Annotated in this window: 22 protein-coding genes; 11 read left to right on the top strand and 11 right to left on the bottom strand. The window is 69.8% G+C overall.

Annotation, left to right across the window (positions count from 1 at the left end):
* Positions 1 to 31: 31 nt before the first annotated feature.
* The 4 genes from D892_RS0121905 to D892_RS41825 form a co-directional block, all read right to left on the bottom strand.
* A complete protein-coding gene (locus D892_RS0121905) occupies positions 32 to 1,057 on the bottom strand; it encodes a helix-turn-helix domain-containing protein (RefSeq protein WP_024803295.1) in 1,026 nt (341 codons plus the stop codon).
* A gap of 526 nt (positions 1,058 to 1,583) precedes the next feature.
* The gene (locus D892_RS0121900) at positions 1,584 to 2,558 is read right to left on the bottom strand and encodes a helix-turn-helix domain-containing protein (RefSeq protein WP_024803294.1); all 975 of its coding nucleotides are present in this window, start codon (positions 2,556 to 2,558) and stop codon (positions 1,584 to 1,586) included.
* Positions 2,559 to 2,810: 252 nt separating this feature from the next.
* Positions 2,811 to 2,945, bottom strand: a complete 135-nt coding sequence (locus D892_RS49215; RefSeq protein WP_255360241.1) for a hypothetical protein — start codon at positions 2,943 to 2,945, stop codon at positions 2,811 to 2,813.
* A 101-nt stretch (positions 2,946 to 3,046) separates the two neighbouring features.
* Positions 3,047 to 3,463, bottom strand: coding sequence for an isoprenylcysteine carboxylmethyltransferase family protein (locus D892_RS41825; protein WP_024803293.1), 417 nt, complete (start codon positions 3,461 to 3,463; stop codon positions 3,047 to 3,049).
* A 16-nt stretch (positions 3,464 to 3,479) separates the two neighbouring features.
* On the opposite strand from D892_RS41825, the gene ligD reads away from it, so the two are divergent.
* Both ligD and D892_RS0121880 read left to right on the top strand, forming a co-directional pair.
* Entirely contained in the window at positions 3,480 to 4,448 is a 969-nt protein-coding gene (gene ligD, locus D892_RS0121885) for a non-homologous end-joining DNA ligase (RefSeq protein WP_024803292.1), read from the top strand.
* A 285-nt stretch (positions 4,449 to 4,733) separates the two neighbouring features.
* Positions 4,734 to 5,669 (top strand): D-isomer specific 2-hydroxyacid dehydrogenase family protein, encoded by a 936-nt coding sequence (locus D892_RS0121880; RefSeq protein WP_024803291.1) that lies wholly within the window; start codon positions 4,734 to 4,736, stop codon positions 5,667 to 5,669.
* Positions 5,670 to 5,691: 22 nt separating this feature from the next.
* Here the strand turns inward: D892_RS0121880 and D892_RS0121875 are convergent, their stop codons facing one another.
* Positions 5,692 to 6,237: a TetR/AcrR family transcriptional regulator gene (locus D892_RS0121875; RefSeq protein ID WP_024803290.1), complete on the bottom strand. Its 546-nt coding sequence runs from the start codon at positions 6,235 to 6,237 to the stop codon at positions 5,692 to 5,694.
* Positions 6,238 to 6,426: 189 nt separating this feature from the next.
* On the opposite strand from D892_RS0121875, the gene D892_RS41820 reads away from it, so the two are divergent.
* Positions 6,427 to 7,956 carry an MFS transporter gene (locus tag D892_RS41820; protein ID WP_084161637.1) on the top strand — a complete coding sequence of 510 codons (1,530 nt, stop codon included), beginning with the start codon at positions 6,427 to 6,429 and terminating at the stop codon, positions 7,954 to 7,956.
* Between the two features lie 47 nt (positions 7,957 to 8,003).
* Here D892_RS41820 and D892_RS0121865 read toward each other — a convergent pair whose 3' ends face one another.
* Together D892_RS0121865 and D892_RS0121860 are read right to left on the bottom strand one after the other, a co-directional pair.
* Positions 8,004 to 8,654 (bottom strand): nitroreductase family protein, encoded by a 651-nt coding sequence (locus tag D892_RS0121865; protein ID WP_036567340.1) that lies wholly within the window; start codon positions 8,652 to 8,654, stop codon positions 8,004 to 8,006.
* Between the two features lie 251 nt (positions 8,655 to 8,905).
* The gene (locus D892_RS0121860) at positions 8,906 to 9,700 is read right to left on the bottom strand and encodes an IclR family transcriptional regulator (protein ID WP_024803288.1); all 795 of its coding nucleotides are present in this window, start codon (positions 9,698 to 9,700) and stop codon (positions 8,906 to 8,908) included.
* A 167-nt stretch (positions 9,701 to 9,867) separates the two neighbouring features.
* Between D892_RS0121860 and D892_RS0121855 the strand changes: the two genes are divergently transcribed.
* Genes D892_RS0121855 through D892_RS0121835 form a run of 5 tightly spaced genes read left to right on the top strand, consistent with a single transcriptional unit; the run spans position 9,868 to position 15,521 of the window.
* Entirely contained in the window at positions 9,868 to 10,737 is an 870-nt protein-coding gene (locus D892_RS0121855; protein WP_024803287.1) for an oxaloacetate decarboxylase, read from the top strand.
* A 17-nt stretch (positions 10,738 to 10,754) separates the two neighbouring features.
* Positions 10,755 to 12,011: an aconitase family protein gene (locus D892_RS0121850; RefSeq protein ID WP_024803286.1), complete on the top strand. Its 1,257-nt coding sequence runs from the start codon at positions 10,755 to 10,757 to the stop codon at positions 12,009 to 12,011.
* Positions 12,008 to 12,541 (top strand): 3-isopropylmalate dehydratase, encoded by a 534-nt coding sequence (locus tag D892_RS0121845; RefSeq protein WP_024803285.1) that lies wholly within the window; start codon positions 12,008 to 12,010, stop codon positions 12,539 to 12,541. Before D892_RS0121850 ends, D892_RS0121845 begins: the two co-directional genes overlap by 4 nt.
* Positions 12,538 to 13,902 (top strand): MFS transporter, encoded by a 1,365-nt coding sequence (locus tag D892_RS0121840; RefSeq protein ID WP_024803284.1) that lies wholly within the window; start codon positions 12,538 to 12,540, stop codon positions 13,900 to 13,902. Before D892_RS0121845 ends, D892_RS0121840 begins: the two co-directional genes overlap by 4 nt.
* Positions 13,899 to 15,521, top strand: a complete 1,623-nt coding sequence (locus D892_RS0121835; RefSeq protein ID WP_024803283.1) for a class I adenylate-forming enzyme family protein — start codon at positions 13,899 to 13,901, stop codon at positions 15,519 to 15,521. The genes D892_RS0121840 and D892_RS0121835 overlap by 4 nt, the downstream gene beginning before the upstream one ends.
* 16 nt (positions 15,522 to 15,537) lie before the next feature.
* On the opposite strand, the gene D892_RS0121830 is transcribed toward D892_RS0121835, so the two are convergent.
* Positions 15,538 to 16,299 carry an ABC transporter permease gene (locus D892_RS0121830; RefSeq protein WP_024803282.1) on the bottom strand — a complete coding sequence of 254 codons (762 nt, stop codon included), beginning with the start codon at positions 16,297 to 16,299 and terminating at the stop codon, positions 15,538 to 15,540.
* Between the two features lie 220 nt (positions 16,300 to 16,519).
* Positions 16,520 to 17,800 carry a glycosyltransferase gene (locus tag D892_RS0121820; RefSeq protein WP_024803281.1) on the bottom strand — a complete coding sequence of 427 codons (1,281 nt, stop codon included), beginning with the start codon at positions 17,798 to 17,800 and terminating at the stop codon, positions 16,520 to 16,522.
* 90 nt (positions 17,801 to 17,890) lie between these two features.
* Between D892_RS0121820 and D892_RS43910 the strand changes: the two genes are divergently transcribed.
* Positions 17,891 to 20,563, top strand: a complete 2,673-nt coding sequence (locus tag D892_RS43910; RefSeq protein WP_024803280.1) for a cytochrome P450 — start codon at positions 17,891 to 17,893, stop codon at positions 20,561 to 20,563.
* 142 nt (positions 20,564 to 20,705) lie between these two features.
* On the opposite strand, the gene D892_RS0121810 is transcribed toward D892_RS43910, so the two are convergent.
* Positions 20,706 to 21,125 (bottom strand): pyridoxamine 5'-phosphate oxidase family protein, encoded by a 420-nt coding sequence (locus tag D892_RS0121810; protein ID WP_036569484.1) that lies wholly within the window; start codon positions 21,123 to 21,125, stop codon positions 20,706 to 20,708.
* 268 nt (positions 21,126 to 21,393) lie between these two features.
* Between D892_RS0121810 and D892_RS0121805 the strand changes: the two genes are divergently transcribed.
* Together D892_RS0121805 and D892_RS0121800 are read left to right on the top strand one after the other, a co-directional pair.
* Positions 21,394 to 22,167, top strand: coding sequence for a GAF and ANTAR domain-containing protein (locus D892_RS0121805; protein WP_024803278.1), 774 nt, complete (start codon positions 21,394 to 21,396; stop codon positions 22,165 to 22,167).
* 181 nt (positions 22,168 to 22,348) lie between these two features.
* Positions 22,349 to 22,753 carry a hypothetical protein gene (locus tag D892_RS0121800; RefSeq protein WP_024803277.1) on the top strand — a complete coding sequence of 135 codons (405 nt, stop codon included), beginning with the start codon at positions 22,349 to 22,351 and terminating at the stop codon, positions 22,751 to 22,753.
* 54 nt (positions 22,754 to 22,807) lie between these two features.
* On the opposite strand, the gene D892_RS47845 is transcribed toward D892_RS0121800, so the two are convergent.
* Entirely contained in the window at positions 22,808 to 23,383 is a 576-nt protein-coding gene (locus tag D892_RS47845) for a DUF4254 domain-containing protein (RefSeq protein ID WP_198036964.1), read from the bottom strand.
* Positions 23,384 to 23,441 lie beyond the last annotated feature (58 nt).

Below are 23,441 nucleotides of genomic sequence, written 5' to 3'. Positions count from 1 at the left end.
GAACCGATAGCTCAAGTCGCGCTCGGCGCCGTCAGGCCACCGGATCGTGCCCTGTCACCGACGAAACATGTTGAGCGGGTGGTCGATCCGCCGGATGTTGCAGCGCCCGGTACTCGCCGGGCGTCATCCCCGTCGCCTGCTTGAAGGCACGATAGAAGTGCCGATCCGACGCGAAACCACACGCCGCGGCAATCGACTCGAGCGACCGGACACCGTCCACGCGGAGCAACGCCTGGGCGGTACCGATGCGCCGCCGCCGGACCATCGCACCGACACCACCCTCGACATCCTCGAACAGCCGATACAGGGTGCGCCGCGACACCGCGCATGCCTGCGCGATCTGCTCCGTGGTGAGATCCGGGTCGGTGTAATGACGCCGGACGAACGCCAGTGCCTGCTGCCGGGCCAGCGCCTGCGCCGATTGCTCGGTGGGCTGGGCCCCGCACGCCAGCAGGACCGCCGAGGCCATCAAGTCGACGGCGTGCTCGCCCAGCCTCGCCGCGGCCTCCGGATCGGTCTGCTGCACCTCCAGCAGATCCCGGAAGAACCGCTCGATCACACCGACCGCGCCGCTGCTGGGTATCCGAACATTGATCGGCAGCCGACCGATGGATATCCCGGTCCGCTCCACGATGCTGGGCAGCTGCACCTGCATGGACAGCAGCCCCCACGTGCTGCCGAAGTGTGCAGCGCACGGCTGGACGTTGTCGTAGAGGAGCAGCCCGCCCGGCTCGATCACGCTGTCTCGGCCGGCCCCCTCCAGGGTGCCACGGCCGGCGGTCGCAAAGAGCGCCATCAGGATCGGCTCGTCCGGCCGATCCACATGCCGCCGCGACCGGTACACGCGCTGGGGCGTGCCTTCGATCAACGAGCCGCCCACGGCACCGTAAGTGACGGCCCTGACCCGGCTGTGGAACCTCTCCATCTGCGGATTACTGACCGCCAGGGGAAAATAGGATTCGGAAAGCACACTTTCCCACTGCTCGAGCGCCTGCCCGGGCGCGAGTTCGGGTGTCGACCGTATGTCGATCACAGTGTTCGCCGGGATGCCACTCACGCGATAATTCTTGCACCGGGATCGCCGGACCGGATCCGAAATCCAGTCTCCTATCACAATTTCGGCACCACCACACTGACAAATCGTGTCTCGGCACCGACGGATCCGGCCGGATCGCACGTGCCCGGTACTCCCGCGTCACCGCCCTTCCGCTTCTCCGCGTACGCCCGCGGCCCCTCCCGCGCACCAACACAGCTCGCAACCGGCCTCACACCGCACCGCTCGAGGCCGACTGGCGGCACCGAGCGGCATGACCCACCACCGGCACCCCGGATAGAGCACTACCGTAACGGCGCGACCGAACGTCCGGAAATCGGCTACACCCGAACCGCCTGGTCCGCCAGAGGTGTTCTCAGCGACTTGCCACCTTCTCGATGTCGGTGGCGCCGTTCTTGCGGTAGGCCAGCACGTGATGCACCGCGCACGGACTGGCCGGGGGTCACAGCCGGGCCGGGAGCACCCGTGCGGGGCGGCGATCAACGCCGGCCGCTGCGCCGATTCGAGGGCCTCACTCCGACGAGACATGTCACGCGAGCGGTCGATCCGCCGAGTGTTGCAGCGCCCGGTACTCGCCGGGCGTCATTCCCGTCTGCTGCTTGAAGACACGATAGAAGTGCCGATCCGACGCGAAACCGGACACCGCGGCGATCGACTCGAGCGACAGAACACGGTCCGCGCGCAGCCAAGCCTGGGCGGCATCGATGCGGCACCGCCGGAGCGTCGCACCGACACCACCCTCGACATCCTCGAACAACCGATACAGGGTGCGCCGCGACACCGCACACGCGTGCGCGATCCGGTCCGTGGTGAGATCCGTTTCGGTGTAATGATTCCGGATGAACTCCAACACCTGCTGCCGGGCCAGCGCCTGCGCCGGTTGCCCGGCGAGTCGGGTACCGGACGTCAGCAGGATCGCGGAGGCCACCAGGTCGATAGCGTGCGCACCCAGCACCTCCGCGGCCGCCGGGTCGGTCTGCTGCACCGCCAGCAGCCCCCGGAAGAACCGCTCGATCACACCGACCGCACCGTTGACAGTGGGCAGCCGAGCATTGATGGGCAGCCGACCGATCGGCAACCCGGTCCGCTCCACAATGCTGGACAGCGGCGCCCCCGCCAAGGTCACTCCCCACGCGCTCCCGTGGTACGACGCCATCGGTTGTGAGCTGTCGTAGATGAACAGCGCACCCGGCTCGACCGCGCTGAGGCGACCCGACATGTCCAATTGGCAGGGACCGGCCGTCGGGAGGAACGCCACTATAGCCGGCTCGTCCGGCTGGTCGAGGTGCCGCCGCGAACGGTAGACACGGTGCGGAGTAGCTCTGACCGCCCCGACGTCCACGGAGTCATAGGTGGCGAACCGGGCCCGGCCGTGGAACCGCTCGGGCTGTGGATTACTGATCCCCATCGGAAGAAAGGATTCGGAGAGCGCACCCTCCCACTGCTCGAACGCCTGCCTGGGCTCGAGCTCGGGTGTAGACCGTATGTCGACGATCGTGTTCACTGGGTGCCACCCACGCGACGATTCTCGCACCGGGATCGCCGGACCGGAGCCGAAATCCAGCCTCCTATCACAACTTCCGCAGCACCACACTGACAAATCATGCCTCGGCACCGACGAATCGGGCCGCCGCACCACGCGCCCGGGATGCGCGCGTCACCGCCCGGTCCGCCAGAGGTGTTCTCAGCGACTTGCCACCTTCTCGATGCTCGTCGCTCCGCCCTCGACCCAGTCGGTGACGTGATGCAGCGCCGGTCAGAACGGTTGTGTCGCGCTGGTGCGGGCCACGACCGACTCGGACCGGTCTGCGGCGATGTGATGGCCCGCCGAGTCGGCGACGACCAGCAGGGCATCCAGCTTTTCGGCCGGCACCGTTGCCCCTGCTGCCATTGCTGATCGAGCCGCTCGAGTGTGAGCGGTGCGTATTCGGCGGCATCATGGGGTGTCGGACGTATCCATCGTCCGGGCGCGCTCGCCGGTACCGCAACGTTTCACCAATATGCTGCTGCTCCAACGCATCCAGGGACGAGATACCTTCGACGACCTTTGTGATGATGGCGGTCGCCGGTTCCATGGCAGGCAGAGTAGCGGCGACATTCATCGCGGCCGCAGGAACAGATGCGGCCGATGCCGGGCAGGAAGCGGGCGACGGTGGTGTAGTCGCGGCAGGCGTCGCCGTGCGTGGCAGCAAGGTAGGGCTCCTCGACGACGCGGACCTGCAACTCGATCGTGGCGACCAGCAGCACCGGCGAGACGACGGCGACCGGGTTCGGAGCGACCGGAGTGATTCCGGTGGCGACGGCGATCATCGCGGCGAAGACCGGGGTGCGCACCACCGCGAACACCCCGTGACGGACCACAGTGGTCGTTTCGCCGGCATCGACACCAATGCGCCAGGAATCGCCCATGGCTATTGTCGGACGGATGGCCGGGAAGTCCGGCTCGCCGGCGGTGGAGCTGACCGTCGGGGAGCACACGGTGCGTATCTCGAATCCGGATCGGGTGTATTTTCCCGAGACCGGGGCGACCAAGCTCGACCTGGTGCGGTACTACCTGAGCGTGGGCGACGGGATCGTCAACGCGTTGCGGGACAGGCCGTGCATGCTGCATCGGTTTCCGAAGGGGCTGCCGGGCGAGAAGGTTCATCAGAAGCGGCTGCCCGCGGGCGCGCCGGACTGGGTGCCGTCGGTGCGGGTGTACTTTCCGCGGTTCGGCCGCACCGCCGACGAGTTGTGCGTGGACAAGCTCGCCGACGTGATCTGGGCGGTGCAGATGTCGACGGTGGAGTTCCATCCGTGGAACTCGCGGCGGCTGGACACCGAGAAGCCCGACGAATGGCGCATCGACCTGGATCCCATGCCCGGCTGCCCGTGGTCGCGGGTGCAGCGGGTGGCCGCCGTGGTGCACGAGGTGCTCGACGAACTCGGCGCGGTCGGCTGGCCGAAGACGTCCGGCGGCAAGGGTTTACACGTCTACGTCCGGATCGCGCCGCGGTGGGGGTTCCAGGACGTGCGCCGTGCCGCGCTGGCCTTCGCCCGCGAGATCGAGCGGCGCGCCCCGGACGACGTGACCACCACGTGGTGGCGCCGCGACCGCGACCCGGCCATGCTTTTCGTCGACTACAACCAGAACGCCCGGGACCATACGATCGCCGCCGCCTACTCGGTGCGCGGCGTCCCGGCGGCCACCGTCTCCACCCCGGTGCGCTGGGACGAGATCCCGGAGATCGATCCGCGCGACTTCACCATGACCACCGTGCCGGACCGCTACGCGACGCTCGGCGACCTGCACGCCGGTATCGACGACGCCGTCTTCGAACTCGATCGGCTGCTGGAATGGGCCGACCGCGAGAACGTGGTGGTCGACCTGGACGAGGACACCCCCGCTGGTTAGCCCGGACGACTCGTCGGCCACCACATTCACCCGCGAAGGTCCGTCGACCACCCGCACGCGGGATTCGGTAACGGCGCCGAACACCAGCCGCGGCCGATCCGGGTGCATCGGGGTGCGATGCCGACCGTGCTCACTCGGGCATCGGGCCGACCGTGCCCCCTCGGGCCTCGGGCGGGGTACCGGGATCCGGACCGCACCGGCACGCCGGTACGGTCGCCACAGGAAGCCGACGTCCGCGCCGACCAGTGCGGGAACGTCACCGGAATGCGTTAAGGAGAGTCACCCATGCCCTCGGCCGCCGTCCCGATCGCCCTCGGCCCGAAGCCCACTCCCCTGCTGGAGCAGGCGATCACCGCGGGCGGGGGCGAGGTCGCGGAACTCGGCGACGCCCGGGCCCTGATCTGGGACGGCGGCACCGCGGGATTCCCGGAGCGGATCCCGGAGAACGTCGAATGGGTGCAGCTGTTCTCGGCCGGAGTCGAGGACTGGTTCGCCTCCGAGGTGTTCGCGCGGAATCCGGATGTCGTGTTCACCTCCGCCGCGGGCGCCTTCTCCCGCAGCGTCGCCGAACACGCGCTCATGCTGCTGCTGGCCGGTGTGCGCTACCTGCCCGAGCACCTGCGGGCCCGTGACTGGCGGCAGACCGAATTCTTCCCGCACGTCGGCACGCTGCGCGGCGCCACGGTGACGATCGCGGGAGCGGGCGGCATCGGACGAGAACTCATCACCCTGCTGCACCCGCTCGGGCCCCGGATCATCGCCGTCAACCGTTCCGGCACACCGGTTTCCGCCCCCGGTGTGGTGAAAACCGTTCCGGCGCACCGGATATCCGAGATCTGGCCGGAGACCGACCACGTGGTGGTCGCCGCACCGGCCACGCCCGACACCCGCCACCTGATCGGCAAATCCGAACTCGCCCAGTTGAAACCGACGTCCTGGGTGATCAACATCGCCCGCGGCTCCCTGATCGACACCGACGCCCTTGTCCAAGCCCTGCGGGACGGCACCCTCGGCGGCGCGGGCCTCGACGTCACCGACCCCGAACCCCTCCCCGACGGCCACCCGCTCTGGAACCTGCCGAACGCGATCATCACCCCGCACGACTCCAACCCACCCCACCTGCGCACCACCGCCTTCGCCGACCACGTCCGGGAGAATGTCGCCCGCTTCGTCTCCGGCCACGACCTCGTCGCCCGCGTCGACACCGCCGCCGGGTACTGAGCGGCCACCCGCCTCCGCCGGATCACCGGTCCAGGCTGGGGATCAGGAAACGTTGCAGCAGTTGGGATTCCGTTTCGGCGTCGGTGGGCCACAGCAGCAATGACAGCACCGTCCGGATGAACCAGGTGCCGGTGAGCGGGTCGTCGGGGCGGGTGCCGGTCACCTCGGAGACGATGCGGAGCAGAGCCGGCGACTCGGCGAAAGCCACCACCGAGCGGGAAGCGTGCTGCGCGGAGAGAAACGCGGTGAAGATGGGATCCGAGCGAACCTCGCGCAGCATGAGCGTGACCGCGACGTAGAGGCGGTCGGGATCGGTGAGATCGCCGATGGCGTGCCGGACGGTGTCGACGATGCGGTCGGCCGCGCGGGCGAGAACCGTTTCGCGCAGGTGAGTCACGCCGCCGGTGTGGCGGTAGACGGTGGCGCGGGAGCAGTGCGCGTGACGAGCGACGGTATCGACGTCGAGGCTGTCGAATCCGTGGTGCGCGATGAGGTCCGTGACCGCGGCGTAGATGTGGTCCGCCGCGGTGTCGTGGCGATCCGCGCGCAGCAGCCAATCCCTACCCATCGGCTCAGTATGAGACAGGTCGAGCATACGGGTACAGGTAATCGCCCAGCTCGTGGCGGGGGATTGAGACATCGGGCGCCGATATCACGGCCCGATGCGTTTCGACTTCGGTCGCACGCCTTGTCCGGCAGGTGCGCGTCGACGACCGTGGAACCGGGCACGGCGGCGGATCGTGAACGGAGGGCGCAGATGTCGACCACCGAGGTGATGGACCCACCGGCACGGGGATGGTCGTGGACGCAGCGGCGGACACTGATCGTGTCGTGCCTGGCCGTCACGCTGGTAGTCGCCTCGATGGCCGCCCTCTACACCGCGCTGGCGCAGATCTCGATCGCCACCGGCGCGACCCAGAGCCAGGCGACCTGGATCGTCGACGGCTACACCCTCGCGCTCGCCTGCCTGGTCCTGCCCGCCGGCGCCCTGGGCGATCGCTACGGCCGGCGGCTGCTCCTGATCGTCGGACTGCTCGTCTTCGCGGCCGCCTCGATGATTCCCCTGGCGACCACGGCGGTCACCTGGCTGATCGCCGCCCGCGTGCTCGCGGGAATCGGTGCCGCACTGGTGATGCCGTCCACCTTGTCGATGCTCACCGCCGCATTTCCGCCGGGCGCCTCGGGGCGGGCCGTCGGCCTCTGGGCCGGATCCGCCGGCTCCGGCGGCCTGCTCGGCCTCATCGGCTCCGGACTGCTGCTGCAGTGGTGGTCGTGGCAGTCGATCTTCGTCGGCATGGCGGCCGCCGCGATCGTGCTGGCCGCCACGGGATTCGCCCTCACCGAATCCCGCGGCGCCACCGCGAGCGGATCGGACCCGCTCGGTGCGCTCGCCGGGGTCTCCGCGATCGCGCTCCTGGTCTGGGCATTGATCGCGGTCTCCGACCGGGGGTGGGGTGATCCCTACGTCGTGGCCGGTCTGGCCGCCGCCGCGCTGGCCGCGGAGCTGTTCATCGTGGTCGAACTCCGTGTCCGGTACCCGCTACTGGATCTTCGACTGTTCGCGCGACGAGGCTTCGGCTGCGGCGCGGTGTCGATCACCGTCCAATTCCTGATCACCTTCGGGCTGTTCCTGATCGTCGTGCAGTATCTACAGCTGGTCCTCGGCTACAGCCCGCTGCACACGGCCGTCGCCATCCTGCCCATGGGCGGGGCCGTCGTCGGGCTCTCGCTGCTGTCGCCCCTGCTCACCACCCGTTACGGACTTCGGCTGCCCACCGCTGCCGGTCTGGCCGTCCTCGCGGCGGGCCTGCTGCTCACGAGTCGCCTGACGCTCGACGCCGGCTACCTCGATTGCCTGATGCCGCTGCTGGTCGTCGGCATCGGGCTCGGCCTCGCCTCGGCACCGGCCACCACCGCGATCATGAACGACACCGGCGCCGACATGCACAGCGTCGCCGCGGCGGTCAACGACGCCGCCCGGGAGATCGGCGCGGCCGTCGGCATCGCGGTGAGCGGCACGGTTCTGGCCACCGGCTACCGCGCGAGCATCACCCCCGCCCTCCCGCACCTGCCCGAACCCGTCCGCGCGCCGGTCTCCCATTCCCTCGCCGCCACAACGCAACTCACCGCCCAGGCCGGCCCGCAAGCGCAGCCGCTGCTCGACGTCGCCCGCACCGCATTCCTGCACGGCCTGCACGACACCGCCCTCACTCTCGCGGCCGTCAGCCTCATCGCCGCTGTCGCACTGGGTATCTGGGCCCCCGGGCGCCCCGCGGCCTCGCGGTAGGGCGCGGGCCGGTCATACTGCCGCGGGCCGCCGGAAGTGCGGGGCGGCTACCAGCTGTTCCAGTGGGTCAGCCGGTCGGCCGGGAGGCGTGTGGCGGGGCGGAAGTCGGTGCCCTGGGTGTAGGCGATCGGGAACAGGCCGCCCTGGCTGTACTTGTCGAACGGGATGCCGAGGAGTTCGGCGGCCTGCTTTTCGCCGTCGCCGACGAGATGCAGGGTCGTCCAGGCCGAGCCGAGTCCGCGGGAACGCAGCGCCAGCATGAAACTCCACACCGCCGGCAACAGCGAACCCCAGAAACCCGCGCTCGAACCCGGCGCGTTGTCCACGCGGCCCTCGAGGCACGGGATCAACAGGACCGGAACCTCGTGGAGGTGGTCGTTGAGGTACCTGGCCGAGTCGCGGACGCGGGGCTGCCGGAGGTCGCGCTCGTCCCCGAACGCGGATTTCGGCGCGTCGAGATACGGGGTGGCGTAGGTCCGGTAGATGTCGGCCAGCGCCTGCTTCCGCTCGGCGTCCTCGACGAAAACCCACTGCCACCCCTGGGCGTTCGAACCCGTCGGCGCTTGCAGCGCCAGCTCGAGGCACTCCATCAGCACCTCCCGCGGCACCGGCCGCTCGAGATCCAGCCGTTTACGCACCGAACGCGTGGTGGTCAGGACCTCATCGGCGGACAGGTTCAGCGCGTTCCCGACTGTCATTCCTTCTCCCCTCTCGACCCGCTGCCGCCGGGGCAGGGATCCGATTCTCCGGCTCGGTGTTTCGTGCTCGTCGACAGGCCGACGCTCCGGCCCGCCCTGGTGCGTGCCCGGACCGAACGGATGCACAACCGCCCCGAACGGCCCCTCGTCGATACTCCAACAACCCGTCGCGCACCTGTCGTCCGGGTCCGAAGCGGTCCCGGACGTGCACGAACGGCGGACGCTTCCACCCGCGTACACGTTCGGCGGCGTCAGCCTCGCGGGAGCGTCTGCATGATTCTGGTGAGGCGGGCTCCGGCGTCGCAGACCCGCTCGATCTTCGCGGTGAGGGCGTCGCCCTCGAACTCCTCGGCGCGGCCGCCCACGCTGATGGAGGCCACGACCGATCCGTCGCGGCCCAGGATCGGCGCGGCCAGCGCGGCGACCCCGGGGAGGTAGTCGGAGTTGCTCAGCGAGTAGCCGGCCTCCCGGATCTCGCCGAGGTGTTCGAGCAGGCTGTCCACGTCGGTGATGGTCCGGTCGGTGATCGCGGGCAGGCTGTCGGTAATCCACTTGCCCCGCAACGTTTCCGAGTGAGCGAGCATGACGGTCGGCCCCGCCGCGGCGTGGTAGGGCATCACGGAGCCGACGTTGATCCCGGCCACGACAAGGGAATTGCGGCCCTCGAGCAGATCGATGCAGACCGCGCCCTCCTCGGCGGGCACCATCAGATAAGCGGTGTTGCCGAAGGCGGTCGCTAGCTCGGACATGAAAGGCCGTGCCGCGGAACGGATATCGAGTTCCGCGAGAGCGGCGGAACCGACCTCGAACACGGGCATCGCGACGCGGTAGGCGCCCTCCTGGGTGCGGTCCACCCAGCCCGCCTGGATCAGCGTGGCCATCAGCCGGTAGACCGTCGTCTTGTTCATCCCGCTCGCCGAGGTGAGCTCGTTCAGCGTCCAGACGGGCCGATCCGCACCGAAGTTGCCGAGCAGCGCGCAGGCCTTGAGGACGGCGCCCACGACGTCACGGCTTGCCGGCGCTTCGGGCTCGAGAGGCACAGCCACTGGTACTCACTCGCTTTCGTTGATCGTGCGATCGGTGTCGCCACCATACGAACAGAATCCACCGACCGGGGGTTGACTTTGTGACCCGGGCCACCCTACCGTCATGTTCGAGATGTGAAACTCATTCCGCATAGCGAAACGGAGTGGACTGTGGAACGGAGTGGACTGTGAACAGCCCAACCTTGAAAGACCTCACGTCACGCGGTCTCGTCTACGCGCCCGGCGTGTGGGACGGACTGACCGCCCGCCTCGCCGAACAGGCCGGATTCAGCGCGCTGTGCGCCTCGGGATTCGCCGTGTCGGCGGCGCTCGGCCTGCCCGACGCCGAGCTGTACACGATGACCGAGAACCTGCAGGCGGTCCGCACGATCCGGGAGTCCTCCGGCCTGCCGCTGGTCGCGGATATCGACACCGGCTACGGCAATGCGGTCAACGCCGCGCGCACCGCCACGAAGTTCGTCGACGCGGGTGTCCAGGGGATGTTCATGGAGGACCAGGTCTCCCCCAAGTCCTGCCCCCTCTGCGTGGGCGATCCCGTCGACCTGATCAGCGTCGACGAAGCGACCGGCAAGATCCGGGCGGTGCGCGACTCGATCCCCGACCACGTCCTGCTGATCGCGCGCACCGACGCCCGGGGCGACGACGCGATCCGCCGCGCGCAGGCCTACGTCCGGGCCGGCGCGGACATGATCATGCCGGTCACCAAGACCTTCGAGACCGTCGAGCAATGGCGGCGCTGCCACGAGGAGGCCGGGGTTCCGCTGATGGCCACCCTCACCGCCTCGACGTGGACCGAACGCGATTTCACCCCCGAGATCCTCGAGCAGATCGGGGTGCGGCTCGCCCTGCTGCCGACCCAGGTGCTGATGGCGGTGGCCGGCGCCGCGCAGACCGCGCTGCGGCGGCTGGCCGCGGGCGAGGCCCCGGCGACGGTCAGCGCCGACGCGCTCGCGCACCACGAATTCGTCGACTTGATCGGCTTCCCCGATGTCGAGGCCATGCAGCGCAAATACCTACCCGCGGAACGGGATCGGTGACCGCGATGGGTTACACGATGGGTCACACGATGGTGGAGAAGATCCTGGGCCGCGCCTCGGATCGACCGGCAGTCCGCGCCGGAGAGAACCACGCGGTACGACCGGCGCGCATGATCGCCTACGACTTCCCCGGGTACACGGACGTGATGTTCCGGCAGATGCGGGAGGACTTCGGGATCACCCGATTGCAGGACCCGAGCCGGTATGTCGTATTCATCGATCACATGCTGACGAAGCGCAACGACAAGGAGACCGAGGTCCACCAGGTGACCCGGGACTGGTGCGAGTTCTACGGCATCGAGTTGCACGAGGGCCGCGGCATCGGCCATCAGCTGACAGCCGAACTGGGACTGGCGATTCCCGGCGAGTTCCTCGTCCACTTCGACGGCCACATCAGCGGCGTGGGGGCATTCGGCGCCCTGGGCTGGGGAATTCGCCGCGATCTCATCGAGGCCTGGGTCACCGGACAGCTTTTCGTCGACATCCCCGCGACCACACGCTTCGACCTCGTCGGCGAATTCCCGCCCGGCGTCGACAGCCGGGACCTCGTGCACACCATCATCGATATGGTCGGCGCCGACGGATGTGCGCATCAGGTCATGGAATTCGGCGGACCCGGCGCGCGGGCGATGGCGATCGATCATCGCCAGGGCCTGTGCGGGATGGCGATGTTCACCGGCGCCGTCTCGGCGCTGTTCGAACCCGACGAGATGTCCTTGGCCTACGCGCACCAGGTCGCTCGGCGCGACTTCGATCCGGTGCGCCCCGATGCCGACGCCACCTACGCGGCCCGCTACACGATCGATCTCGCGACCCTGACCCCGCGGGTGGTCCTGCCGGGCTCGGCCCGGGTCGCCAACACCAAGACCGCCCAGGAACTCGCGGGAACGCCGATCACGAAGGCGTTCATCGGCTCGTGCGCCAGCGGCCGCATCGAGGATCTGCGCGCCGCGGCACTGGTCCTCGACGGCCGCACCGTCGCCTCCGGTGTGGAACTGAACGTCGTACCGACCTCGCAGCAGGTGTACGAGCAGGCCGAGCAGGAGGGCATTCTCGACGTGCTCCGGGCCGCCGGCGCGACGATCAACGTCTCGAGCTGCGACTTCTGCTTCGGATACCAGAAGCCCCTGCAGGCAGGCGAGAACTGCATCTCCACCGGCGTCCTGAACATCTCGGGACGAATGGGCAGCCCGGACGCCAATATCTACATGGGATCGCCCTACACCGTCGCCGCGAGCGCCCTCGCCGGCACCATCCAGGAGTCGGTGCAATGAGCGCTTATCCACCACCGCCCGATGTCATCGAGGGCAAGGTCGCCTGGATCTTCGGCGACGATTTCGACATCGACCTCGTCGTCGGTGTCTCCAACATCAAGTCCTACGACGCCGATCACCTGCGGTCGGTGTGTATGACGGCCTACGACCCGTCCTTCGCCGACCGCGTCCGCCCCGGCGACATCATCGTCGGCGGACGGAACTTCGGCTACGGACATCCGCACTATCCCCCGATGGTCGCCCTGCGCAATGCGGGCATCTCGGCGATCGTCGCGGAATCGTTCTCGCCCGGTTTCTGGCGGGGCGAGACGTTCAACGGCATGCCGTTGATCACGATCCCCGGCGTCGCGGCCGCCGTGACGGTCGACGACGCCGTGGCACTCGACTGGCGCGCCGCCGCCCTGCGCCTGCCCGACGGGACCGAATTGGCCGGTACGCCACCGAATCCGCGGACGGTCCAGGTCATCGAGGCCGGTGGCTCGTATGAACTCCTGCTCGCCGAGCACGCACGCCAAGGACAAGCGATATGACCAACGTAGAGCATCGCGTCGGGGAGCCGCAGCGGACGTCCGGGCCCTCGGCGACGACGGCATCGGAGAAGACGGCGGCATCGGAGAAGCGGAATGCCATGGCGCGCCGGGCCGCCCTCGCCGGCGGGGTGGGCACCCTCATCGAGTATTACGACTTCGCCGTCTACGGGTTCCTCGCCGTCACCATCGCGCCGCTGTTCTTCCCGTCGGACAGTTCCGGCGCGTCGATCCTCGCGACGCTGGCCGTCTTCGGGGTCGCCTATGTCGCCCGGCCGCTCGGCGGGATCTTCTTCGGCCGCCTCGGCGACCGGCGCGGGCGCCGCTCCGCGCTCGTTCTCACGGTGGTCAGCATGGGGATCGCCTGCGGCCTCGTGGGTCTGCTGCCGACCCACTCGTCCGTCGGCGTGCTCGCTCCGGTTCTGCTGGTGATCATCCGTCTCGCCCAAGGCTTTTCGGCCGGCGGCGAAGTGGGTGGCGCGGCGACCTATATCGCCGAGTCGGCGCCGCACCGGCGGCGCGGGTTCTTCGGTTCCTTCACCCCGATCGGGTCGACCCTGGGCTTCGCCGTGGCCGCCGCGGTCGTCGGTCTGGTGGCACTGGCCACCACGGACGACCAGATGGAGTCGTGGGGGTGGCGGATCCCGTTCCTGCTCTCGCTCCCCCTCGCCGTGCTGTGCCTGCGCGTCCGGATGAAGCTGGAGGACACCCCCGAGTTCGCGGAGATGGCCGAGAAGGAGGAGGTCGCCAAGAGTCCGCTGCTGGACGTCGTCGCGCGGAATCCGCTGGCCGTGCTCCGGGTCGTCGGCGTGGCGATCGCGATGAACGGATCCGGCTATGTCGGGCTGACGTACTTCAGCGTCTACCTGATCAACGACCTGGGATTCTCGAAGGACGCCGTGTACTGGACGTCGGCGATCAGTATCGCGCTGGCCTGCGCGACCTTCCCGATCAGCGGCATGCTCACCGACAGGTGGGGCCGGAAACCGGTGCTCGTCGGCGGATACCTCGGCTATGTGGTCCTCGCCCTCCCGGCCTTCATGATCATGGGGGCGACGTCGAGCATTCTCGTCATCGGGATCGTCTACTTCGTCTACATGGTCCTCAACGGCGTGGTGCAGGTCCCCGCGTTCCCGCTGTTCACCGAGCTGTTCCCGCGCACGATCCGGTACACCGGGGTGTCCCTGGGATTCAATATCGGCACCATCGCCGCCGGCGGGACGGCGCCGTACGTCGCCGCGCAGCTGGTCGAATCCACCGGCAGCGCAATGTCTCCCGCGTATTGGGTGATGGGAGTCTGCGCCATCGGCCTGCTCACCGTCGCGACCATCCGCGAGACCGGACGGAAGGAACTCCCGGCGTGAGCACCGCAGCGATCCGCCCGCGCTTCGGCACGCTGGTGGAGGCCTGGGACGACCGGGTCCGGCACGATGCCGACGCACCGGCCCTCGTGTATTTCGATACGACGCTGTCCGTCCGCCGGACCGACGAGCTGGCGGACGCCCTCGCGGCCGCGCTGGCCGATCGCGGTGTGGCACAGGGCGACCGGGTGGGAATCCACCTGCAGAACATTCCGCAGTACGCGCTCGTCCTGCTCGCGCTGTGGAAACTCGGCGCCGTCGCGTTGCTGCTCAATCCCATGTATCGCGGGCGGGAACTCCGGACGCTGGTCGAGGACGCCGAGCCGGTCGGCATCGTCACCACCGACCGCGACGTGCGGCCGGTCCGGGAGAGCGTCGACGGCACGGCGGTCCGGTGGGTGCTCGGCACGGCGGAGTCGGATCTCCAGTCCCGCAACGATCCTCGGATCTTCGAGGGTACGGCGACCGCCCCCGCCGACACCGATCTCCTTGCCTTGGCCGGCACGTACGCCGGCAGGCGACCACCGCGGGTGCGGGTGCGCGGCGACGATCTGGCGTTTCTCGCCTATACGTCCGGCACCACCGGCCCGCCGAAGGGCGCGATGAATTCGCACGCCAATGTGCTGGCGGTGACGAGCGGTTTCGCCGGGATGGCGGGCATCGCGCCCGGAGACGTCGTCTTCGCGCTCGCCCCGCTGTTCCATATCACCGGCGCCGTCGTCATCGGCTCGCTCGCGCTGACCGAACGCACGTCGCTGGTGTTCACCGGACGGTTCCACGCCGACGTCGTCGTCGACGCGCTGCGTGAGCACGCCGTCACGTACACGATCGGTTCCATCACCGCCTTCAACGCCATGATGAACTCCGACCGCGCGTCCGCCGACCATTTCGCCACCATCAAGACGCTGTTCAGCGGGGGCGCGCCGGTCCCGCCGAGTACGGTCGCCCGGTTCCGGGAGCGGTTCGGGCACTACATCCACAACGCCTACGGCATGACCGAGACCTCGTCGGGCGTCATCGCGGTGCCGCCCGGAACGAGCGCGCCGATCGATCCGGACAGCGGCACCTTGTCCATCGGGATGCCGCTACCGGGTGTGGGCGTCGAGGTGGTCGACACCGAGGGGCGCCGGCTCCCGCCCGGGCAGCAGGGCGAACTCGTGGTCACCGGGCCGCACGTGGTCGGCGGATATTGGCGCAACCCGCAGGCTTCCGAGGAAACCATGCCCGCCGGCCGGCTGCACACCGGCGACAGCGCGCTCGTGGACGAACGGGGCTGGGTCTATCTCGTCGACCGGATCAAGGACCAGATCAACGTCTCCGGGTACAAGGTGTGGCCGCGCGAGGTCGAGGACGTCCTCTACGAGCATCCGGCCGTGTTCGAGGCCGCGGTGGTGGGCGTTCCCGACGAATATCGGGGTGAGTCCGTGGCCGCCTACGTCTCCCTCGAGGACGGCCACACCGCGCGTGCCGACGACCTGATCTCCTTCGCCCGGGACCGGCTCGCGCCCTACAAGCGGCCCAGGACCGTGGACATCATCGCCGAACTCCCGAAGACCCAGACCGGCAAGATCCGCCGGCGGGCGCTACGCGATCGGCACGGGGACGTCCGGGACTCGGGATGAGCCCGCCGCGGACCTTTCACCGGCGCTCGAAAAGCAGTGCGGCACAGAGGAAACCGACTGCGCTCAGGCCCAGGCACCAGAGCACGGCCGACAGGGCGCCGGAGCCGGTCGGGGTGGCGGTGAGCAGGCCGCGGATCGTGCCGACGATGGGGGTGGCGGGCTGGTGGTCGGCGAAGCCGCGCAGCCAGCCCGGCATGGTGGCGGTGGGGACGAAGGCGCTGCTGACGTACGGGATGAACATGATGGCGTAGGTGAAACCGCCCGCGGCCTCCGGATTCCGGGCCAGCAGGCCGAGCGCGATCGAGATCCAGGCGATGGCGTGCACGAAGAGGAGAACCAGCCCGGCGACGGCGGCCCACGCGAGAAATCCCGCGCGCGGGCGGAACCCGAGCGCGATCGCGACCGCGACGACGAGGACGATCACCCCCAGGTTCCGCAGCATGCCCTCGCCGACGTGCCCGGCCAGCAGCGCCTGCCGGAACGACGGCAGCGTCCGGAACCGCTCGACGGCGCCGCCCCGCACGTCCCAGGCCACCGCGGTCGCGGTGATCGAGGCGCCGAATCCGGTGCACAGCAGGATGATTCCCGGCACAACGTAGGCCACATAGGGCACGTCGACCTGAATCGCGCCGCCGAACACGTAGACGAACAGCAGCATGATCAGCACCGGCAGCAGGATGGAGATGAGCAGCGTATCCCGGCTGCGCACCGTCCGCCGCAGGCACCGCCGCACCATCACCCACGAATCCCCGCACCCCCGCGCCAGCACGGACGTCATCGGCGACCACCGGCAACCGGCGCCTCGGTCGGCTGCCGTCCGCCGCACTCGGCCGAGACGCCCGGCCGCCGAGCACCGTTCGTACACCTCACCGCCGCCCGGTTCCCGACCCGGGTGGGCAGGCGCACGCCGCGCCGCGCCGGCCTCGGCACGACCGATGCCTCGCCGAATCGGCACCCGCACCACACGGCCACCACATCGGATCCGACCCGGACCGTGCTCACCGCGCCGCGGCCTCGATGATATCCGCCGCGCGGGCCGTCGCGTCCGAGTTCGACTGCAATTGCGCCGCAAGGCCTTTCGCCTGGGCGACGACCTCGGGAAGCAGGATCCGGCGCAGTCCCTCGGTGAGCCGCTCGCGGTCGAGGCGCTGGAAGCTCACGTGCGCACCGACGCCCAGGCGTTCCACCTGCGCGCCCCACAGGGGCTGGTCGAACGACACCGAACACACCATGGTGGGCAGCCCGGCGCGCAACGTCTCGAAGGTGGTGCCGATGCCGCCGTGGTGCACCGCGGCCGCGCACAACGGGAACACCAGGTCGTGGGCGAGCGGGCCCACCACCCGGATGCGCGGGCCCGTCTCGGCGTCGGCGGCGTCGAGATCGCTCCACCCCGCGCTGACCAGCCCGCGCAGACCCAGCCGATCACACACCTCGCGCACCATCGCCAGCACGGCGTGGGTATCGCGAATCGGCATGCTGCCGAAGCCGAAGTACACCGGCGGGTCGCCCTGCCGCAGCCAGTCCATCAGCTCGGTGTCGTCGGCGCTCGACTCGCCGATCGCCTCCCGTGCCGATCGCTCCAGCGGCAGGAATCCGACGAACGGGCGCCGGGCACCCCACTGCTCGGGCAGCCCGGGAACCAGCGCGGGATCGTAGATCTGCAGCTCGGGCACGCCGTCGCGCGCCAATTCGGCGGCGGTGCTCGCGAACGAGCGCGGCAGGCCCAGATCCCGCCGCAGCCGATTCAGGTAGCGCATGAACACGACGCGGCGCAGGTTCTCCCCCACCGCCCACGTCGCCCGGTTCACCGCGGCCGGCGCACGCCACTGCGGGGGCAGCGACCCGGGAAACGCATAGGCCGCATTGGACCGGCTCGGAAATCCGTGCATCGACACCATCGGCACCCGCATGGCCTCGGACACCGCGTGCGCCCGGTCCTCGGTCAGCATGGTCGCCACGATCACGTCGGCGTCGGCGCAGACCTCGACCACCTCGTGGTTCATCCGGTCGGCGTAGTCGGCCATCTGCTTGCCGACCAGCTGCATGAGCCGGAAACTGCTGCCCGCGGCCAGCGCGCGCTGCCCCTCCTCCGAGGAGTACAGCTGCTGCACGTCCGGCCCGCAGGCCTGTGCCGTGAGCCCGGCCCGGGTGGCGAACCCGACGAGATTCGGCGGGGCACCCAGCCGCACCTGATGACCGCGCCGCCGCAGCTCGAGGCCCAGGGCCACCGCGGGCTGCACATCGCCCCGCGTCCCGGTCAACGGAATCGCCACTCTCATGCCACATCCTTTCCGGCCACGGCCGAATCCGCCGTGCGCTCGCTCACCGAGTTCCCTCCGCATCGCCCGCACCGCCCGTAGGGTGAGGGCGTGCACGTCGCGATGTTCACCGATTTTCACCCCGCCACGGTCGGCGGGATCCAGACTTCGGTGAATTCGCAGTGTCGCGCCCTGCGGCGGCTCGGCCACCGCGTCACCCTGTTCACCGTGCCCGGGCCGCCCGCCGTGCACCCGGACGTCGTGCCCCCGGACGCCGTGGAACTGGCCGGGCTGCGGTCGGTGCGCGTGAACGGCTATCCGATGGTCATACCGTCCAAGACCAACGAACGGTTCATCGATGCCGTCTTCGCGGCGCGCGGCCCGGTCGACGTGGTGCACGGGCACACCACCTACGGCGTCGGCATCCTGGGCGTGCAGGCCGCCCGCCGCCACGGGCTGCCGCTGGTGCAGACCGTACACAGCCGCGACGACGCCTTCATCGAGAACACCTCGCCCGCGCCGTACCCGACCGCGCTCGCCCTGCGCGGGCTGCACGGGCTGTTCCTGCGCAATCCGATACCGATGCCGCGCGCCGAGGAGTCCCGCGCCGCCCGCCATGCCTGGAGCACCGTCATCGCGCACGCCGCCGCGGCCGACACGGTGATGGTCCCGTCCCGGCACTTCGCCCGCCGCCTGCGCGCCCACGGGCTGGGCAATCCGATCCACGTGGTGTCCAACGGCATCGACGACGAACTGCTCGAAAACATCGGCCCGCCAACGGTTCCGGTGCCCAGCGCGGAAGGCGACGAACCGCTGCGGACGCTCTGGTGCGGCCGGTTGTCGGCGGAGAAACGACCGCTGGCGGCCGTCGACGCGGTCGTCCGCACCACGGGCTGCACGCTCGACATCTACGGCGGCGGTGACGAGTTCGACCGGGCGCGAGCCGCCGCGGCCTGGGCCGGCGACCGGATCCGCCTGCGCGGCGAGGTGAGCCAGGCCGAATGTCTCGCGGCCATGCGCGATCACGATGTGCTGCTGTTCCCGTCGCGCGGATTCGACACCCAGGGGATGGCGCTGCTGGAGGCGATCGCGGTCGGGCTGCCGGTGGTGTACTGCGATCCCGATCTGGCCGAGACGATTCCGGACGGCGGCGGCATCCGCACCGACGACCCGTCGCCCGGCGCGATCGCCGAGACGCTGCGGAAACTGGCCACCGACCGGTCCCGGCTGGCCGATATGCGGGAAAGGCTCGTCGCGCGGGCCGATTCCGTCCGGCAGTCGCGGCAGACCGAACGCATCCTCGCCGTCTACCGCGAGTCGGTCGAACGGGCCGCCGGACGCTCGCCGCGGGCGCCGGCATACCCCCGGCCGAAACTCCCTGCGCCGAAGGCACTTCGGAGTATGCTCGCCGAACCGGATCCGCTCGCCGGCATACCGACCGCCCCGGGCGCGCTCCCGCTGCTCGGCCACAGCCCGCACGTACTGCGCGACTGCCTCGGCTTCGTCACCTCGCTGTCGCGGCTCGGCCCGGTGGTGCGTATCCGGCTGGGCCCGCGCCCGGCCTACGTGCTGACCACTCCGGAGCTGATCCGCCGGGTCGCCTTCGGGGAGGCCGGCGAATTCCATCGCGAGGACCTGCACGACGCGGTGCGCGACATCATTCACGGCGCCTCGAACGTGCTCAGCGGTAAACCGCACGAATTGCGCCGCCGCCTCGTCGCACCGGCCCTGCGGCAGCGCCGCCTGCTCGAATACGCCGCCGTGGCAACCGATATCGCCGAACGCTGGGCGAGCGCGCTGCCGGCCGGGCCGGTGGACCTGATGGACGAGGCGCATCGGCTGGTACTGGACACGATCTCGGCCACGCTGTTCACCGCCGACTTCGGCGCCGACGCGAAAGACGAGATCCGCGAACATATTCCGTGGCTGCTCGGCCAGGTGATCCAGCGCGCCGCGCTGCCGCCGCCGGTGCGCCGGCTGCGGCTGCTCGCCGACCGGCGCTTCCGCAGGCGGGCGCGGCGGGTGCGGGCCGAGATCGGCGCGGTCGTCACCGAGTACCGCCGCCGCGACCACGATTACCACGACGTGCTGTCGTCGCTGATCCACCACGTCGACCCCGAGACGGGCGCCCGGCTCGACGACGAGCAGATCATCGACGAACTGCTGCTGATGCTCGCCGCCGGGGTCGGTTCCACCGCCTCGATGCTGGCCTGGCTGTGGCACGAGCTGATGGGCCATCCCGGCATCGCCGCCCGCGTCCGGGCCGAACTGGATGCGGTCGCCGGCGCCGGGCCGATCCACCCGGAATACGCCACCGAGCTGCCCTCTCTCCGTCTGGCGCTACAGGAGACCCTGCGCATGTGGGCGCCCTGGGTGAGCACGAATACCGCCGCCGGCCCGGTCGATCTCGGCGAGACCACCTTGCCGGCCGGTTCGGTGGTCGTGTTCAGCCCGTACATGATTCACCACGACGCACGCTGGTTTCCCGACCCGGAGGTCTTCGATCCGGAGCGTTGGGCTCCCGACCGCGTCGAAACCATCGACCGCACAGCGATTCTGCCGTTCTCCGTCGGCCCCCGGCACTGTCCCGGAAGCAATTTCGCGGTGCTCACCATCACGCTGCAGACCGCCGCGCTGCTGTCGCGCTGGGAACCGATCCCCGACCCCGGCTACCGGGTCCGGCCGACCAACCGGGATTTCGTCGCCGCCCCCCGGCGGCTACCGGTGACCCTGCGCCCCCGGCACCGCGACCCGCACCCGGCACCGACCCAGCACGCCCGGTGACCCAGCGCAACACAGCCCGCCGCGCGAGCGGGACGAACCGGGCGCTCCGGCCGGGCCGGACGCCGGATCGACGAATACGACACCGGTGCTGAGGCTCCTTCGATACGGATGATGTGATCGCGCCGCCCGGCGGCCGAGCCGCTCAGGCCGGGCCGGGCTCCGGGTCGACGAATTCGACGCCCGTGATGATGTCGGGCTCGATGCGGATGATGTGGTCGCGCGGCCCCGGTAGCCACGGCTGTAGCAGCGTGCGGTATCGCTCGACCGCGTCCGGATCGGTGACGACATCGGCGGTACCGGTGACGATGACGCACCAGCCGCGGTGCGTGCGCTCGTCGATGGTGTCGGCCTCGTAGGCGACGACCTGACGTTCCGGGCTCATGGCCGTGCCGCGGTTGGCGTGGATGACGATCGCCTCGTCGTCGACGATGTGGTTGACGGGGCGAATGGTCGGCAGGGCGTAGCGAGCGAACACGATGCGTCCGAACCGGACACGTGCGAGTAGCCGCAGTGATTCGGCGGTCGTCAGGTCACGCGCCACTTGCTGCGCGGGGGCGCTCATATCGTCGATTATCCGTCGGTATTCGTTCTCGCGCAGGTGCGCGGTGGGAACGCTCGACGGCCGTGGGTGCCGTGGGTGCTCCCCGGCTCGGCTGGTCATGACGCTGTGTATCCCGCTCGTGCTGGTTTCGATGTGCATCAGGGTGTTAACGACGTTCCCGGAAGCACACGTGGTCAAACCGGGAAGTGCTAGAAAGGGGGGTGGGTTCCCTCGACGAGGACGGGACCTGCACCGGGCGGTGAGCCCGTTGACGAGAGTCGGCAAGTTGATGGCAACGGATCCGTACCACCTCGACGAATTCGCCACCGGGCTGGCGGAACTGACCACCCTGGTGCTGTCGACGCCCGATGTCGAGGCGTCGCTGCGCGACATCGCCGACATCACCTCGAGGATGCTGCCGAATCACCCGATGGTCGCGATCACCTTGCGTCGCAACGGCGACGAGGTCACGGTCGCCTCCACCGGACCGCACGCCACCCTGATCGACGAACTGCAGCGCAGCCAGAGCCTGGGCCCGTGCCTGGAGGCGCTGCGCACCGCGACGCCGGTCGAGGTGCCCGATATGGCCGCCGAAAGTCGTTGGGGCGCATATCCGGCCCGGATGCTGGAGCACGGGATCCGCTCGGTGCATTCACATCCGCTGCTGATCGACGACACGGCGGTGGGCACGCTGAACCTCTACTCGACACAGCTGGAAGCATTCGATTCGGCCGCGCTGCAAGCGATTTCACTGACCACCCAGCACACGGCCGTGCTGCTCGGCACCGCGATCAGCAGCGCCCGGCAGACCGAGCTCACCGCACAGTTGCGCGCGGCACTGGCCTCCCGGTCGATCATCGACCAGGCGCTGGGCATCACGATGGCGCAGCGGCACTGCGACCGGGATGCCGCTTTCGAGGTACTGCGCGACACCTCGCAACGCAACAACGTCAAACTCGTCTCCGTGGCCGCCGACCTCATCCGTGCCGTGACCGGGGGCGACCCCGTCCCGCCGCACTTCAACCTGCCGGCCCGGCGGCGGCCGGCGCGCCGCGACTCCTGACGGTCACGGCCGTCGACGACATCGTCACGTTGTCGATCTCACGTTGTCGATCGTCACGTTCGCCGGCGCTTCGGAGACCCCGGCGATACCCGTGACGGCTACACTGCTGGAGAGAACTCCTGTTCTTCCCGAGTCCAGTAGCGCGGCTGGGAGCCTCCTTTTCGTACGCAGAAGGTTTGACATGCCCAGTGTCGCGCAGTCCACCGCCCGCTCCGGCCGCAAGGTGGCCACCCCCGACGCGTCCGCTCCGGCCGCACGCACCGTCGCCGATCACGGCGCCCCGACCCGCGTCCCGTTCGATGCCGAGCACGCGCCGCCGGCCGCCCCCGTGACCATCCCGGAGTCCCACGACCGCCTGGTGCGGCACCTGTTCGACATCGGGCTCCGATTACACACGGTCCGAGCGGTTTTCGACCAGGAGTTCAGCTCGCCCGACGACGTTCGCGCCGCCCGCGAGGCGGTCTCGGACGTACTCGGTGATCTCGACACCATCATCCGCGACGCCGGGGTCGCCATGCTCGAGGTGGCCCGGCAGCAGAGCCCGGCGCCGGCCCCCGACCGGCCCCGGCGCCGGCGCCGCCGCTAGCGGGCGGCCGCAGAGCACCGACAGCGGCGTATCGGTGCTCCGCAGCCGGGGGCGCTATCGGTGCTCCGCAGCCGGGTTCCGATCGGGCAGCGGCTGTGCGGCGGTCACCTGCCGCACCAGATCGGTCCACCCGTCGGCCAGCGATGCCAGCATGAACCACGCCCCGTGCACCCGTTCGTCGCTGACATCATCGACGCTGCGCAACAGGTGCGCGGCGCGAACCTGGGCCGCGGCCATGGCGTCGACGACGGCCCCGAACGATTCGGCGGCGGGGCGGGCGGCGGTGTGCGCGGTGACCCAGCCGTCGATCCGCGCGATGAGTTCGCTTCGGGTGCCGTCGAGTTCGGCCACGCGCAGCGGATCGCCGCGCCGCCCCAGATGCAGTTCGGCGAGGGCGCGGGCCCAGCGGGTCACCGGATGGTCGCCGGGCTGGTCCCCGACGTGACCCAGGAACGCGGCCAGCAGTTCGTGCCAGTCCGGTAGGACGGGGGCCGGCCATTCGGCCGGCCGCCGCCCGGTACCGTCACGCCGGGTGCGACGCGCAACCACCGAAGCGGCGGACACTCTGTCCCTGCCGTCCAACTGCGCCCTACCATCCAGCGCCCCGCCGTCCGATTGCGGTACGTACATCTCCCTGCCTCCAAGCCGCGAACGGGCGCACCCGGCGCCGCACGCGGGCGCCGGACCG

This window comes from Nocardia sp. BMG51109, from assembly GCF_000526215.1.
In the GTDB taxonomy this organism is placed as follows: Bacteria; Actinomycetota; Actinomycetes; order Mycobacteriales; family Mycobacteriaceae; genus Nocardia.
This window is presented reverse-complemented; position numbering and strand designations above follow the sequence as displayed.